This is a genomic window from Photorhabdus akhurstii, assembly GCF_018448925.1.
GTDB lineage: Bacteria > Pseudomonadota > Gammaproteobacteria > Enterobacterales > Enterobacteriaceae > Photorhabdus > Photorhabdus akhurstii.
Map to the genome: position 1 here is coordinate 73,223 of NZ_RCWE01000014.1, position 17,551 is coordinate 90,773.

The following is a 17,551-nucleotide window of genomic DNA, read 5'->3' on the forward strand; positions in this document are numbered from 1 at the left end:
ATTATTTCTCCCTCAAGGCTTCAGATTGATACTCTCTGATCGGGCTAAGGAGATAATCGATAACGCGGCGTTGATCAGTTTTGATTTCAGCGACAATTGACATACCGGGGGTAATGTCAACATGCGTATTGTCTATGACGATATTATTGCTTTTGAGGCTTACTTGAGCCGGGAAGACTAATCCCAACTGTTCATCGGTGGTTGAGTCTCGGGATATACTCAACAGTTCGCCATCAATCGTGCCGTAACGCGTATAGGGGAAAGCGTCTACCTTGACGGTGACTTGTTGTCCCGGATGCACAAATCCGGCATCTTTATTGAGAATTTGCACCTCTGCCAGTTGCACATTGTCATCAGGGACGATCACCATTAAGTTTTGCGCTGGTTGCAAAACTGCGCCTAGTGTATGCACACTGAGTTGTTGAACGGTCCCTGTTACGGGAGAACGAATAACTTCAAGTTGTTCTCGCACTTGAGCTTTTGCCAGCTCTTGCTCTAAGACAACCAATTGAACTTCGGCCTGTTTTCTTTTATCAAACCATTCACGCTCTTTTTGAGTTTTCAGGCTATTTAAGCGCTCTTCCAGGCTGATATATTGCGATTGCAGCACATTAAGTTCTGCATTTTGTTGAGTAATCAGACGTTCTGTTTCCAGAAACTCTTTTTCCTGTTCAAGGTATTCAACTTTGCTGATCACCTGTTTTTGACTTAGAGTCTGGCGCGCTTTTAAACGCTGGCTAATATTTTGCCGGAGTTTAGTGAGCGCGTTGATATCGCTTTTCCGTGATTGTTGAGAAGAGAGATTGACGTTCATCTCTGCTTTCAGATTTGTTACGTTCGCTTCATACTCTCTTTTCTCACGGGAGTAATTTTCAACAACTTGTGCTTGTTGAGATACCGGCAATGTTTGAAATAGTGCTTGTTCTTCTGGCGCCTGTTCCGCAGTTAAAGCCTGATAACGAATTTTTTCATGGACTTGATATTCGATCTGCTTGAGTAACCGAGCGATATCTTGATTAACACCGAGTGTGTCCAATGTCAGCAGTGGGGCGTCTTTTGTTACTTGCTGTCCATTCTGAACATGGATAGCTGTCACCCGACTCTGTTCATAAGCTTGAATTATCTGAGAACGACCTGAGACGATCAGACGGCCGGTTGCCGTCGCCTGAACATCCAACTTGCCCAGATAGGCCCAGAGCAAGGCTATGATGACACCGATGCTGAGTGTGATTGCGGTATAACGAGCGAACGGCGAGGGCGGACGCTGTGATAACGCCAGGTGTGTCGGTAAAAATTCATAGTGTCGCGGGCAAGAGCGCCGCCGTGTTTTAATTTTGTTCTGAATAACCTTAATCATGGTGAGGCGCTTCCTGCTTCAATTCCTGTTGTAATTGCCAGAGCTTTCGATATTGCTTGCCGAGGCTAAGCAATTGAGCGTGAGAGCCTTGTTCGATAATTTCTCCCTGCTTAAGAACAATAATGCGATCACAATGACGTACAGTTGAAAGGCGGTGTGCGATGGTAATAACCGTCCTGCCTTGAGCAATTTCCGCCATATTGGATTGAATGAGTGATTGAGATTCATCGTCAAGGGCGCTGGTGGCTTCATCAAGAATGAGAATTTTGGGGTTAGCCAGGATAGTCCGGGCAATGGCAAGCCGCTGACGCTGACCGCCGGATAAAGATTGCCCGCCTTCTGCGATAGTTGTGTCATATCCCATTGGGAGCTTGAGAATAAATTCATGAGCGCCCGCTAGTTTGGCCGCTTTAATGACGGCTTCCAGATTGGCATCGGGTTTTGATTGGGCAATATTCTCATATACTGTTTTGTTAAATAAGAAATTTTCTTGCAGAACCACGCCAATTTGCTGCCTGAGTGTTGCAATATTTATATTTTGCAATGGAATCCCATCTAAGGTGATCGCGCCTGTTTCTGGGGTATAAAGGCGGAGTAATAAATGCGCCAACGTACTTTTCCCGGAACCGGAAGCACCTACAATTCCGATGGTTTCTCCGGCTCTTATATGGAGAGTCAATCCCTTAATCGTTGGTGGAATATCAGGTTGGTAGCGAAAGACAACATGGTTAAACGAGATCGCTCCTTGCGGCGTGATTTGTTGTTGACCGGATTGCTGTTCGGTTGGCAGGTTTAACATATCTCCTAATTTATCGACGGCGACTCGCGTTCTAATAAATTGTCCCCATAGCTCCACTAGTCGGGTTAAGGGTTGGGAAGTGTGATTTACCATCATGTTGAAGGCGATCAACTGACCAATGGTCATTTGCAGTGATAAAACTTCTGACGCGCCTAACCAGAGAATCGCAGCATTGGTGACTTTTTGTAGTAGCATCACAATATGGTTTGAACGGTTACTCAGTTGCTGTACCGCATAACTGGTATCCACCATCTTCTCAGTCTGGCGATCCCAACGACGAACGAATCTTGGCTCTACAGCCAGACTTTTTAGGGTTTCAGAACCGGAAACCGTTTCAGTCAGAAAAGAGGTATTTATTGCTGCATGGGTGAACTGTTGTTCAACCGCTTTTTCCATGCGCGGAGTCAGCCACCATGCCAAAATGGCATAAAAAGGGAAAGTAGCGAGAAAAACCCAGGTCAGTGTGCTGGATAACAGCGTCATCACATAGATGAAAATAAACATAAACAACAGATCGACAGATAAGGTGAACATTGAACCAGTCAGAAATTCTCTGACGGTATTCAGTTCACGCACTCGTGTGACGATTGCCCCTACCTGACGGGATTTAAAAAAGAGTAAAGGCAGCCCGAACAGATGCTGGACCAATTTTAATCCCAATCTGATATCAATACGGTTGGCAGTGTGTGCGTATTGATATTCGCGCAATCCGCGTAAAATCACCTCAATAATGCCGGCAATAATTAAGCCAAAGACTAATACATCAAGTGTCGATAACGCTTGATGGATTAAGACCTTATCCATAACCACCTGAATAACTAAAGGTGAAATTAACGCAAGAATCTGTAACACAAAGGAAAATAGCAGTATTTCACCCAAATTTTTCTTTTGTGCCAGGAATTCTGGAATAAACCAACTAATGTTAAATTTGGCTTGTTTCTGTTTAATTTTAATCCATTTTCCATTCCACTCTTTTATTAGCCTTTCTTCGGACCATATTTCGGGATTTTCTTTATCAACCCTCTGTATTAATGAGTTGTCTTTATTCGACTTGGCTAAAACAAAAGGTCGCCCATTATTATCAAACAAGATTGCGGGTAAAGGTATGTTATGATGCTTTTTGCTTACGGAATTTTTATTTGAAAGAGATAAGTTAAATTTTTTCTCTATATCCTTTATATAGGAATGGTAACAACCAGAGCTTTTTAAGTTATCAATATCAGTAATATTTTCTTTTCCATTACATATCATCAATATTAATCTTAATGATGCTATGGTCGATTTCTCAATTTCATTCATGAAAAAAACATCTTTAAAATTCACAAAAAATATTAATTAAAACAAAATATTATGTTGATTTGTGTAGTATTTGAGTATTGCATTATTATCTTATATTTATTGCCAGTACCAGTGTGGGTAAATGGGACTATATATGGGGGGTAAAAGGACTTTTTGTATATAAATATTGATTTTGAGTTTTGTCTCTATATTATTTGTTGATTCATTTACGCTTAATGTATTTATAGATATACAAACTCAGGATATCCCTGAATTGAATGCTTTTCTTGTTGTGAACATTGCATAGTCTCATTAAAAAATTGTTTATTTTTGGTAAATAAAAATATGTCTGAAAAATTTGTACAAACTATCTCTAGCGTTAATTATAACAAAGGTGTTTTTTCTCTTTATTTCGTTGGTCAAGAGCCAAATCGTATGGCGAATGGGATAATGGCAGAAAATGATAATGAACTTGAATTAAAGCAAGTTATCCATATGCCAGCATCGGGATTTATGTATATGGTTTCGATGGTTAAAAATATGTTGGAAGATCCACGGATGGCGGCTGAATTTGACAAGTTGGTTGCAGCAGGATTTTTACCAGTTCCACAAGTAGCCGAAGAACAAATTGCATCAGAATCTGTAGCGGAAGAGTCTGATAATGCTAAAAAACGCCCATCTAAAAATACAAAATAAGATCTCATGGTTGATTAGCGCATGGCGATTATACATCAACCAGTGAAACTGAATAACGCAGAAATTCAAACGATGATTGGAGGAGTCATGTTGCTGAGTCAGCATTCTCCTCTGCATCGGAGATATCTGGTGTCCGAGTGGCAACAGCGTATCTTGCCTGCATTTGAGCTGAATCAGTTTTGCTATTACGAAGATGAACACGGGCATCCGATCGCCTTTTGTAATTGGGCTTTTTTATCTGAGCAGAATCGAGATGAGCTTCTTTCAGGAGAAAGAGAGCTTACCCACACAGACTGGCGCTCAGGTCCACATATCTTTTTTCCCGAAATGATTGCGCCTTTTGGTCATGGGCGTGAAGTTGCCAGGGATTTGCGCCGTCGTGTCTTTTTGCCGTGGAAAGGTCAAAAAGCGTGTACTGTCCGCGGGAAACTTGATGTCCAAAACAACCGTTGTATTCGTCAAGTGCAGTGGTTTTTTGTTTAATTTAAAGGGATTTTTTGATGGGGAAATCATCAAATAGAAGTACCGAGTACTTCTTTACTGGAAAATACTACGACGATAATGATGGTAATAGTATTACTGCTATTGGTGTTGGTGGTGAAGTTTATGCTTATGGCGGAAATGATGATGTTACTGTTGGTTCACTTAAAGTCGATGTATACCATACAGATGGTGACCTTGCGGTAAAGGGAGCTTCAGGTTACGCCGGCGTTAGTAAAACGGGAAATGGCGGTCTGTCATTTGCGGGCGCCGCCGGCGCGGCTTTTATTCATCACACCGGTAAAACGGGAAATTTAAATTATTCGGGTGCTGCCGGTTACAACAAACTGGTTCGTAAGGGTTTGTCTGGTGATACAAATTTTAAAGGGGCCGGTGGATACAATAAGTTATGGCATGAAACCAACCGGGGAAATTTAGATTTTGCCGGTGCAGGGGCATACAATGACATTGACCATACTTGGTTTAATCGTTACCAAGATTCACAGGGAAGTGTGACTTTTAATGGCGCAGGCGCTGCAAACAGCATCAACTCACGAGTAGAGAGCGGTAACGTTACATTTAATGGGGCGGGTGCTGATAATCACATCGTACGTAAAGGTAAAGAAGGTAATATTATCTTACGTGGTGCGGGGGCATCGAATCGCATTGAGCGTGTACGCCAAAATAAAGATGGGTATGAACAGACCCGCGGTGATATTACTTTTGAAGGCGCGGGTGGTTATAACAAACTCTATTCTGATGTCGCACATGGCAATATTAATTTCTCCGGCGCGGGTGCTTACAATGAAATCACCAGAATAGGTGCGGATAGCGATTTCGATGGTGAAGCATTGGAATTTGCCAAAGCCGAAGAAATCGTATTGATGACGGCAACTATGGGAGGAAGCTGGATTCAGGAGTCTCAGCAAGTTACAGGTATTAAATCAACCGTCGAACCGAATACCTATCTTTTTGCGTTTGCTGACAAAATGTACACTAAAATCAGCAAAGTCCAACTTCAAAATAATCCTACTACCGGTAGACTCGGTTATTATGCCACTTCTTGGTATAAAGCAGGTAATCACCTTAAAGATCTTGCCGCGAAAGAAATTTCGTCAGGCAATGGATTTGTTGCGGTAAACGCTAATGGCGCTTACCGCCTCTCCAGTTTGGTTTTTGAGCATCAACAGCCCATTGAGATTCATGCTATTGAGGAAAGCCTGCTGATAGATAAGTGGGTAACTTATGCGGGTGGCATAGTGGTTAAAGCCGAGGATATCTCGCTCGGTGATGCCAAAATGGGGGGATATGCGATCTTCTCTGATGGTCGCAAAGTCGATGTTTCCGCAGTCAAATCGAACCGGCAGCCCAATACTTATGTGTATGCCAAGGTCATGGGGTCATATACCAAAATCGTTAAAGTTCAGTTGAAAAACGATCCTGATACCAAGCAACTGAAATACAGAGCAGAAGCCTGGTACAAAGCAGGCGATCATACGGGTAATTTGGCTAATGAAGAGCTTTCCTATGCTAACGGATATACCTCTATTGGTCCCGGTTACATGTTAAGCCAGCTTCAATATAACGTTAATACAGTGCGCCGTACCTCCCATCGATTAGTACATAGTGAAGAATATAGTCAGCAAGATCTTGTAAAGTCACCCACAAGCAGTGGTTACGTTAATTTTAACGGTGTGGGTGGTGGAAACGTTATTAAATCTAATGTCACGCGGGGAAATGTTAATTTTAAGGGCGCAGGGGCGGCGAACGTCATTTTGCACGGCTCAAAATTCGGTGATACCAATTTTGATGGTGCTGGTGCCGCTAATGTCGTTGTAAAAAATGGTGAAAAGGGCGATCTGACATTTCATGGTGCGGGTTTAGCCAATGTTCTGGTTCACCAAGGCCAGAGCGGGAAAATGGATGTTTACGCTGGTGGCGCGGTAAATGTTCTTGTGCGTGTCGGGGATGGACAATATCTGGCTCATCTTCTGGCTTATGGCAATATCTCAATCCACAAAGGCAACGGTAACAGCCGGGTGCTGATGTTGGGCGGGTACAACACTCATAGCCAAATCGGTAATGGCAATGGCAACTGGTCCGGTGCGGGCGGTTTTAACGTCATCACTCAGGCGGGAACCGGGGATATCTCCTCCGTACTTTTGGGTGGTGCTAACGTGCTCACTAAGCTTGGTGCGGGAGATCTGGTTGCCGGTATGTTCGGTGGCGCCAATATTATCACCCATCTCAGTGATGAGAGTGAAACTGCCGATACCACCGCTATTGCGTTGGGCGGCGCCAACATCTTGACCAAGAAAGGGAAAGGCAATGCATTGGCGGTAATGGGCGGTGGCGCGAATGTTCTCACGCATATCGGCGATGGCAATACCACGGGCGTTATGCTCGGTGGCGCTAATATCTTGACCAAAGTCGGCAAGGGTGACACGACCGGCATCATGTTCGGCATCGGCAACGTGTTGACTCATGTCGGCAACGGTTTGACACTGGGCGTGATGGCTGCGGCAGGCAATATCTTCACCAAAGTTGGAGAGGGGATATCGATTGCCGCCATGATTGGCGCGGGCAACCTGTTCACCCATATCGGCAAAGGGGATGCATGGGCGTTAATGGGTGGCGCGGTGAACGTCTTTACTAAAGTAGGTGACGGTAATGCGCTGGTATTGATGATAGCCGCAGGCAATGTGTTTACTCATATTGGGGATGGCACAACTGTTGCGCTGATGCTGGCAAAGGGCAATATCGCCACGAAAGTGGGTAATGGCATGACGTTGGCGGCGATGATCGGCAAAGCCAATATCTTTACCCATGTCGGGGATGGCAATACCTTCGCGGCCATGATTGGCGGCGCCAATGTGCTGACCAAAGTCGGCAATGACCTGACCGCCGCCTTAATGATCGGGAAAGCCAATATCTATTCGCATGTGGGAAATGGCTCCAGTATCGGTTTGTTTGCCGGTGAACTGAACGTGATGACCAAAGTCGGTGCGGGCACCACCCTGGCGGCCATGTTTGGTAAAGCCAATATGATGACCCATGTGGGAGATGGTTTAACCGGCGTGTTAGCGCTGGGTGAGGCTAATATCGTTACCAAAGTGGGTGATGATTTTATGGGGGTGGTTGCGGCGGCGAAAGCGAATGTTATTACGCATGTCGGCGACGCGACGACCGCCGGTATCCTGCTTGGCAAAGGCAATATTCTGACCAAAGTAGGAAACGGTCCCACAGTCGGTCTGCTTATTTCCGATGTGGGTAATGTGATGACTCATGTCGGCGATGGCACGACGGTGGGGTTTGCCAAAGGTAAAGCTAATATCATCACCAAAATCGGCGATGGCGCCGGAGTGAATGCGGCTTGGGGGGAAGCGAATATCCTGACTCAAGTGGGAAATGGCGACCGTTACAACTTCGCGAAAGGTAAAGCCAATCTCATTACCAAAGTGGGGAATGGACAAGAAGTCACGGTGGTTCAGGGGGATGCCAATACCATTACCCATGTGGGTAACGGTGATGATTACACCGGCGCCTGGGGCGAAGCCAACATTATCACCAGAGTAGGAGATGGACGCAATGTAGTGCTTGCTAAAGGCAGGGCTAACATTGTCACCCAGGTGGGTAAGGGAGACAGCTTTAACGCCTTATGGAGTGAAGGCAATGTCGTCACTAAAGTGGGTGACGGTATGCAGATTACGGCGGCAAAAGGGAAAGCTAACGTCACGACGACAGTAGGCAATGGCTTAAATGTCACTGCTGCTCATGGTGACGCTAACATTAACACTCACGTAGGTAATGGTGTTTCGGTTAACGTGGCGTGGGGGAAATATAACGTCAATACCAAAGTTGGCAATGGTCTCAATGTTGCGGTGATGAAAGGCCAGGGTAATGCCAATATTCAGGTTGGTCACGGCTTGTATGTTAATGCTTCTTACGCACGCAACAACGTGGCGATTAAGATTGGTGATGGTGATTTTTACAGCTTGGCTGTTGCATCGAGTAATACAGAAAGCAACAAACTTGCTTCTTTCTTCGACAATATCAAACAAACTGTACTCGGAGTGGGAGGCAGTCAGGCGATCAACTATCTGGTTCATGGGGATGAGGCTAATACGTCAGGCACTCACAAGGGCAGAGGTGCAATTAACTTAACCGAAGTTTCTGCCATTGATGGTTTTAAGATGGAGGAAATTGATCAAGTTGGTTCGGACTTAAGCGGTCGTCTGAGTCGTTCTGTAACAGCGGTAGAAGTGCCTGATATTAACTCAATAGAAAGTTCTTTAGCCGGTTCGCTAAATCGAAAAACGCGATCGGTATCGGATCGGAACGAAAACTTGATCGTCAATGGTGACTTTGAACAAGGTAATCAAGGTTGGCAGTCAACTAATGGTGTTGAGGCATATAATCCGGCGAATGCTTACGGCCTTAATAATGCGGGTCATGGAAAGCGAGTCAGTGAACTTGATGTGGATGTTAACACCACGCTTTCGCAGGAGTTGCAAAATCTGTCTGAGGGCGAAGTTGTTTCACTGAGCTTTGACTTTGCTAAACGTTCCGGTCTTGCCTCAGGTGAAGGTATGGACGTGCTATGGAATGGTAAAAGTATCTTCGCAACCTCTGGCAACGAAGTTGAATGGCAAAACAGGGCGCTGCAATTAACTGCGCAAGAAGGTACTAACCGAATTGAATTTAAAGGTACGGGCCAGAATGATGGGCTAGGCTATATCTTAGATAATGTCGTTGTAAAATCTGAAATGTCATTGATTTTGAATGGTGACTTTGAACGAGGCGATCACAGCTGGCAGTCAACCAACGGCGTTGAAGCCTATCATGAAGCAAGTGCTTACGGCCTTGATAACGCAGGTCATGGCTCACGGGTCAGTGAACTTGATGTGGATGTCAGTACCACTATTTACCAGGATCTGAAAAACCGGTTTGAAGGTGAAGTCATTTCATTAAGCTTTGATTTTGCAAAGCGTGCAAATAGCACTACGTATAATGAAGGCATGGAAGTTCTTTGGAATGGTGAAAGCAAATTTACCATTACTAATGGTGATACTGGATGGCAAAGTGAAACACTGGAATTAATCGCCAAAGCAGGTACTAACCGCATCGAATTTAAAGGTATCGGCGATAATAATGGTATTGGCTATATCTTGGATAACGTTGTTGCAAAGTCTGTAGGTAGATTGCCAGCCAATAGTGTTATTGAACATGCCAGGCAAGACCAGGCGGCCAAAAATGCGTTAAGCGATAAAGAAAAAGCCGAAAAAGATCGTCAGCTCCTGGAACAAGAAAAAGAGAAACAACTGGCAGCGATTGAAAAATCAAAATCTCAATTGGAATCAACGGATCAGGAAGCGCTTAGCTGGAATGGGCAAGAGCAGAGTGAGGCGATAAAAGAGGAAGCTCAGGCAGTGACTAAAGAGCTGACTTTAATAGCTGACAACTTTAAGCAACTTAAAGATGAAACCGATGATAGTCGTGAGTTAGATAGCCATTATCTCGACTATGCGGGTGGAATCTCTGAGGAGATCCAGAAACGGTTGGATAACCTCAAGCCGGCATTAGAAAAACGGCTGACAGATATACATCGGGATACGATTGATACACAGCAAAAAGTAAAAGATGCCGTGGCGCTGTCAGAAGCGGGCGCGGAAAAAGGTAAACAAAATCGTGACAAGGCGATTCTTGATGGTGTAGATGCGCAATTCAAAGCGGATCAGAGAAAAGAAGAAGCTCTTTCACAACAACAGCAGGCAGAAAAGGCGAAGAATAACGCCAATATTGCGTATCAAAATGCAGAAAGCCGTGGTAAGCGTGATACCGCAGCGGCGGAAAGTAAAGCGGCTCAGACTCAAGCGGATGCCAAGGGAGCGAAATTAAGCGATTCCAAACCGGCTCGCATTGGTGCAAGCGGCAGCGGCTTGTCAGGAGAAAAAGCCTATGAGTCAACAGGAGCGGGAGAAACCGGCAGCCATATTGATCCTGAATCGACGCTAGAAGCGAGAAACAGATATTATCAAGGGCTGACCGAAGAAGAATTGCAAGCGTTGGAGAGTGCTAAACAAGCTGTTAACCGGTTGCAGATCAACGCGGGAATTCGTACAAAAAATACCGGTGCTTCGCTTATTCCTCGGTCTGTTGAAACACAATCTGACAGCATTCTGGTACCTCCTTCGCATGAGACGCGTGAACTCATCAGAAAAACGCCGACAATTTCTGGTATTAATCTGGAAGGATTGGGGGGAAGTAAAAAGAGGGCGATCGATTCTTCCGTACTTAGTCGCGCACAAAAAGTCGCTCACATCTACCGTTGGCTTGATAATGGCAACGATAATGTATCGGACAGATATATTCCTGTTCCCGGATTTAAGCGTGTTAACGCAGATATTTCTGATAAAACCAGACAACGGATAGTGGCTTTTGTTGAAAGACATATCAAGAATGCTAAAAACAATGTACCAGAGAATGAAGCTTCATCTTTAGCGAAGCTGTTTGTTGACGCGACTCTGAATTATGACTGGGATAAACGAGTTGAGTTTATTGCCAAAATAGACAGCTATGGCTATAGCTTTGAACCTGCTCGCGGTGATAAGAATATTGTTTCATTCTGGTCCGGGAAGACTTTTAGAAGGCATCGAGATGTTCTTGAGGCAGCACAACCGGATGGTCAGAAAATTGTTTACGATCTTGATGTGCAAGGAAACGCTTTTGCGATTCAACTTAACCAGCAACTTATGCGCTGGGGAATTATGTATCTTGCCGATCCTGAAAATAATGAACATAGAGCGCTAAGAGCGGCAATTGATGCTGCTACGTATAGCAATACTGGTTTCTGGAGTTCGGTCTATGCCGCAGGATCACGTGGTGATGTTTATTTGATCTCTGAGGGTGGCTTACGTCTTGGTAACTATTTCTGGAATGTTGAATTACCTGTATTGCGTAAATTGCAACGTGAAGGATTAGTGGGTGAAATTCGATTGCTGGATAAGCCGGCAATCGAATATAAAGGATTGCCTGTAAAATCTATTGGCCGCAGCTTAACCGAGGCGGGTATTACCGTGCAGGCGCGCTTTGATGCTTTGACTATTGAAGAGCAGAAAAAACGGCTGGCGGTTAACCCCGGCGGCTATAAAGCCGATACCATTGTTGATCTCGATATTAAGCTCAGTGCTGTCGACACTATGCTGAATCAGGCATTGCCATTTTATGGATTACGTACAGAACGTAACTTATTAGTGCAAAAGAGCGATGAAGGATTTGAAGTGCGTTCATGGCCGGGTAATGGCAATGAATTTAAGAAGATTATTGTAAAAAATACGGCCAGTAATAATCTGCTTAAAGCAGTTGAACGTTTTATTCTTGCTAATTATGACAATTATGCACAATTACCTGACGAGTTATATTTTATCGCAGATCGGATTATATCCCGTCATCAGGGACATACCCGAATTCTTACTGAGAAAGTGAATGGCATCTGGAAGCTCGTGCCAAAATTGATGTCGGTGAGTGAGTTCCAGCAAGCCGCATCTGTTTTGGGTAAAATGCGTGGTGACAGTTACCAAAAAGTCATTAATGCACTAGAGAGTTATCAGAATACCCGACAAGGAAGGAAAGACGATGAATTGGATGTGATTGAAAAATTATCCAATTTGCGTCAACAGGTTGAAGGTTATCTCTTAGGTCATCCTGACTCAGATCGTGTACCGGCAATGAAGGCGTTGTTGTCTCAAATTAACACACGCTTTGAAGAGTCGATGATATTTGCTGAGTCTACAGTGAGGATCGCAGAACAAGGCGATTTCAGTAGCTTGTACGATAAGCTTGTCAATGCCAATCTTAAGGATTCAAAACACCTTTATATTGATGAAAATGGTGATTTTGTCACTCGCGGTAAGACAAATATTTATATTAATCAGAAAGCGGAAAGTTCTGATAAAGCGGTTGAGCAAGTCAAAGCAGCGGTTATTAAAGAGTATGGTCAAGATGTCTCAGATGCCGTTTTCTCGAATCTGAAAGCCGGTGATTTATCGAACGATGGTAAAGGTATTGATATCTCTGGTTTAAGAAAGATCCATCAGGCGATTGAGAATATATCGACCCCTTCTGGATCTCAGAGCGAAGATCATAATGTGGAAAAGAAAAGTTTATTCCAGGAAGTGGGTTATACCATTTTTGACCTTAAAGCAGATGGAAAACAATTGGCTGATTATTCATTCCACTTTAGTCAGAATGAGGATTTGTTGGGGGAGCTTAAGAAGCTTATTCCAGAAATTAGTAATGTGCTCGTGACTAATGGTAATGACGTTCAGTCCAAAGAGTTTCTGGAAGGAATATGCTTTGCTCTGTCTTCCCGCTATATGATGGAAGAACGTGTGAATGGCGTGGGAGGGGGAAAAGCTTATATAGAGTGGTTGCAGGATGTAGTTAAAGCCTACAATGACAACTCCGTGAATAAGAAAACAGATATCAACTCTATTGAATCCTCTTTGCTTAACCGATATCGCCGTCAGAAAGTCGGCCCGGCTATAGAAGAGTTGTTGTCAATACAACATTTTCAACAGCTTGATGCTGGCAGTTTGATCGAGAAAGCGAAGGGGAATATTGATTATAGTGCAAGGCTAAAAGCGAATGGGTTAACAGGGGCGAGGATTGGTGATCCACTGAATTATGAGGTTGATGGCTATGAGTCTGTTATGGAACAACTGCGCAATGTGAAGCAATCGACTTATATGATGTTTATGTCTGAAGATCACGCCATGTCGGTTGTTGTACATAAGAGTGAAGCTCAAACAATCTGGTCATTCTTTGATCCTAATTTTGGTGCTAAATCGTTTGATAACTATGATGATTTTCACCGTTTTATGGATTCTTTCCATAAGGGCCTGATCACGGGTTACCGATCTCCTATAGGTTATAAATATGCTTCTGCCAGCCCTGAGGACAGTGCAAAATCGAGCTTCTATATTAACTATAATACATTTGAAGATAGCGCTATTACGGGTTATGACAATACTTGGAAACAGGCACGTGAGGGTGAACAACGTCATGTATTACACGCACTGAAAGAGCGGGGAATAATGTTTTCGCTGGGTTCAGGTGTTGAAGGGTGGATCGCGGATTACCGTAAAGATGTCGTCACTTTGGACGTTATGGATGAGAAAGGCCAAAGGGTTTCTGTTGAAGTTGAAAGCAACAACTTTAAGCAAGCAGCCAGTTTCGTACAGTTGAATATTGGTAAGATATTTGCTGACCCAACCGTCAGTAAATTGACACTGAAAGGCTCGAAGAATGGTGATGCTACGGTATCTGTGCTGGAAAAATTATCGTCGGACACTGTTCTAAAAAACAGAGATGTCGAATCTTGGGAACGCATTTCAGTCACACCACAAACCGATGGCCGAGAAACCCGCTTTGATGGTCAAATCATTATCCAGATGGAGGATGATCCTGTAGCTGCCAAAGCAGCAGCAAATCTGGCGGGTAAACATCCAGATTCCAGCGTAGTGGTTCAGTTCGATTCTGAGGGTAAATACCGTGTTGTCTATGGTGATTCATCTCAATTTAAACCATCGGACAAGTTGCGTTGGCAGATTGTCGGGCATGGTCGTAGCGAATCAGAGCAGAATAATACTCGTCTGAGTGGTTACAGTGCCGATGAGCTGGCAATAAAACTCAAACAATTTACTCAGAGCTTTAGTCAGGTCGGTAAACCAGACCACATTAGCATCGTGGGTTGTTCGCTGATTAGTGATGACAAACGAGATGGTTTTGCTCATCGCTTTATCACCGCCTTAAAAGAGCAAGATATTCACACGACTGTTTCGGCGCGTCGTAGTGAGGTTGCCATTGATATCACTGGCCGTAAATTTACCCAGAATAAAAATAATCAATGGGTCAATAACCTGACTGATAACAAAGTTGTCTTGAGTTGGAATGAAAAAGGTGAACTTGAAACGCACTCAGAGCGAGTGCGTGGCAATATTGCTGAAAGCGATATCAATCTTTCTCGTGTCGGTATAGCGAATGCAGATATGCCAGCCAAAGGTGCGATTGTGGATAATGCAGATATTTTCACTGCGCCAGAGAAGCGCAAAAATAAAATTGAAACCGACTCAAGCCATATATCGAATAACCAGATAAGTTACTCAGGTAATATTCAAGTGGATGTGGGGAATGGTGAATTTACTGCGCTTAATTGGGGGACGTCGAACGTTGGCATCAAAGCAGGTACTGGAGGTTTTAAATCACTGGCCTTTGGTGATAACAATGTGATGGTGCACATCGGCAATGGCGACAGTAAACACAGCGTCGATATTGCCGGTTATCAGGCGCTTGAAGGGGCGCAAATGTTTATTGGCAATCGTAACGTCAGTTTCAACAAGGGCCGTAGTAATGATCTGATTGTGATGATGGATAAATCCCTGCCAACGCCGCCGTTGGTTAATCCATTTGATGGCGCAGCCCGTATTTCCGGTGTATTGCAAAGCATAGCCCATTCTGGTGAAGGGCAGGAGTGGCTAACGGCGCAAGATCAGCAATGGACAATCGCTGGCGCGAAAAAATTTGTTCAGGATATGTCTGGTTTGGACCAAACCAGCAGCGTTGACTATAAAACTCTGGTTGACTTGGGTTCTCAACATGAACGTAGTAGCCGTGGTTTGAGAAGTGATACGGAAGCAGCGCTGAATAAGAAATTCAACCAGTGGCTAAGCAAGAATGGCAACAGCGTTGATATGAGCAATATGAGCCGTGCGGATAAATTTCGTCAGGCTAATGAAAAACTGGCATTCAACTTGGCAGTAGGGGGCCAAGGGGCGGATATTCAGGTAACTACGGGTAACTGGAACTTTATGTTCGGTGACAATATCCAGTCGCTTCTCGACACTAACCTAGGGTCGTTGTTTAGTTTAATGACTCAGCAATACTCGACAACTGGTATAGCGAAAACAACGTTTACCTATAATCCGCAGGATTTGCCACGTCAGCTTAAGAACAAATTGCTTGGTCGGTTAGCCGGTGTGAATGCAGATACCACTTTGGCGGATATCTTTGGTGTAGATTACACTGCGGATGGTCGTATTGTCTCCCGTGGAGACGAACCTGTGGATGGTGTGGCTATTCTAAAAGAGATGATTGAAGTCATAGGGGAATTTAGTGGTGAACAACTGAAAGCCTTCACTGATCCAGATAAATTGCTCGATGGCCTGAAATCTCACCTTAATATGGGGACGGATGGCATTAAATCCTTTGCTGAGAGTCATGGCCTGAAACAGAAAGATGCTGATGAAAATGAGGAAAGGCAGAGCGGCACGCCAGCGACTGTGGAGACGGAGAGTACTAAACCAGAACATGCATTTGGTTTTCATTCGCTGAATTTGCCTAACTTGTTTGCGACGATGTTCAGTAAAGATAAACAACAAGAGATGAAGTCATTAGTGACCAATCTGAAAGAAAATCTAACCACAGATTTGCTCAATATGGAGCAAAAAACGTTTGATTTCTTGCGTAACAGCGGCCATCTGCAAGGGGATAGCGATATCTATGTATCGTTGGGGAACTACAACTTCAACTGGGGCGGTGATGGTAAAGATCTTGGCGCTTATCTGGGCGATAACAACAACTTCTGGGGTGGTCGCGGAGATGATGTTTATTACTCAATCGGTACTTCCAACATCTTTGCGGGCGGTACAGGTAATGATCTGGGCGTCCTGATGGGACGTGAGAACTGGATGTTTGGCGGTAATGGCGATGATACCGCAGTGGTCGCCGGACGCATTAACCATGTGTTCATGGGTGAAGGTAATGACCAGACGTTTGTCTTTGGCGAAGGTGGATTAATTAATACCGATAAGGGTCAAGATTATGTTGTCACCTCAGGCAACTACAACCGGGTAGATACCGGGGAAGATCAAGATTATGCCGTGACCATTGGTAATAACAACCGGGTTGAGTTAGGTGAAGGCCATGACTTTGCCAGAGTATTTGGAAATGACAACCAAATTGGCGGTAACGCCGGTAACGACGTAATTAAACTGTTGGGTTACCATGCGATGATTAATGGTGGAGAAGGCGATGACCACCTGATAGCGGCCACTATTGCTAAGTTCAGCCAGTTTAATGGTGGTGATGGTCAGGATCTGCTGGTATTAGGGGGTTATCAGAACCGCTTTCAGGGTGGGACGGGTGTAGACAGCTTTGTAGTCAGCGGTAAGGTGATTGACAACCAGATTGATGATATCAATGCGGAAGATATGATTGTCTTTGATGGTATTGACTGGCAAAACCTGTGGTTCCAACGTAGCGGATATGATCTGGTGTTATCAGTAAACCGCCATACTGAGGATAAAACCGCTCAGGGGGCATTTGAATCAATAGGTTCAGTCACTTTTAGTAATTATTTTAATGGTAATCGTGCCAAATTGGTGGCGCAGATGGGGGATAAGAGTGCATCGGGAGAGCGTGAGTTTACGGCGCTATCGGATAATGCGGTTGATACTTTGATCCAATCAATGAGCAGTTTTGCCCCGACAGCAGGCGATAATGGTTTTATTGAAAATCTGGACAATAAGGCGACAATTGCCATTACAACGGCGTGGTCAGATATTACTATTGGTAAGGCGCGGTTTGCATAATTAATTCTCTAGAATAAAAGTAAAATGAGTAATAAAAATGGCTCACACAATTGGTGAGCTATTTTTACGGCTGAATAACAAATGTTCATTATATTATTGGCTGTTTGTTGATTAATGGTTATATTTATTGGTAAATTTTATTTATCATTATTATTTCCTGACTAAAAAAGTAGGATATTATTATCTCATTTACTTATATTTTTTTAATCGTTATAATCTGTGTGGTTATTTATGGAAATGGAATAAAATAATTGATCGTAATTGATAAAATTTTATGTTTTAGTTTAGTCA

Annotated in this window: 5 protein-coding genes; 3 read left to right on the plus strand and 2 right to left on the minus strand. The window is 43.9% G+C overall.

From position 1 onward, the window contains the following. Position 1: 1 nt before the first annotated feature. Both EAE93_RS15510 and EAE93_RS15515 read right to left on the minus strand, forming a co-directional pair. Positions 2 to 1,357 (minus strand): HlyD family type I secretion periplasmic adaptor subunit, encoded by a 1,356-nt coding sequence (locus EAE93_RS15510; RefSeq protein ID WP_214040040.1) that lies wholly within the window; start codon positions 1,355 to 1,357, stop codon positions 2 to 4. Beyond that, on the minus strand, positions 1,350 to 3,455 hold the full coding sequence (locus EAE93_RS15515) for a peptidase domain-containing ABC transporter (protein WP_214040041.1): 2,106 nt from the start codon (positions 3,453 to 3,455) through the stop codon (positions 1,350 to 1,352). The genes EAE93_RS15510 and EAE93_RS15515 overlap by 8 nt, the downstream gene beginning before the upstream one ends. Positions 3,456 to 3,779: 324 nt before the next feature. On the opposite strand from EAE93_RS15515, the gene rtxH reads away from it, so the two are divergent. Genes rtxH through rtxA form a run of 3 tightly spaced genes read left to right on the plus strand, consistent with a single transcriptional unit; the run spans position 3,780 to position 17,260 of the window. Then, positions 3,780 to 4,130, plus strand: a complete 351-nt coding sequence (gene rtxH, locus EAE93_RS15520; protein WP_036776671.1) for a protein RtxH — start codon at positions 3,780 to 3,782, stop codon at positions 4,128 to 4,130. 21 nt (positions 4,131 to 4,151) lie between these two features. Next, entirely contained in the window at positions 4,152 to 4,613 is a 462-nt protein-coding gene (gene rtxC, locus EAE93_RS15525; RefSeq protein WP_214040042.1) for an RTX toxin-activating lysine-acyltransferase RtxC, read from the plus strand. Between the two features lie 17 nt (positions 4,614 to 4,630). Beyond that, positions 4,631 to 17,260, plus strand: coding sequence for an MARTX multifunctional-autoprocessing repeats-in-toxin holotoxin RtxA (rtxA, locus tag EAE93_RS24645; RefSeq protein ID WP_250151046.1), 12,630 nt, complete (start codon positions 4,631 to 4,633; stop codon positions 17,258 to 17,260). Positions 17,261 to 17,551: the final 291 nt, after the last annotated feature.

What these genes read in the sequence shown, in the direction of transcription:
- EAE93_RS15510 (WP_214040040.1), bottom strand. Translation starts at nt 1,357, where the DNA reads ATGATTAAGGTTATTCAGAACAAAATTAAAACACGGCGGCGCTCTTGC.
- EAE93_RS15515 (WP_214040041.1), bottom strand. Translation starts at nt 3,455, where the DNA reads ATGAATGAAATTGAGAAATCGACCATAGCATCATTAAGATTAATATTG.
- rtxH (WP_036776671.1), top strand. Translation starts at nt 3,780, where the DNA reads ATGTCTGAAAAATTTGTACAAACTATCTCTAGCGTTAATTATAACAAA.
- rtxC (WP_214040042.1), top strand. Translation starts at nt 4,152, where the DNA reads ATGGCGATTATACATCAACCAGTGAAACTGAATAACGCAGAAATTCAA.
- rtxA (WP_250151046.1), top strand. Translation starts at nt 4,631, where the DNA reads ATGGGGAAATCATCAAATAGAAGTACCGAGTACTTCTTTACTGGAAAA.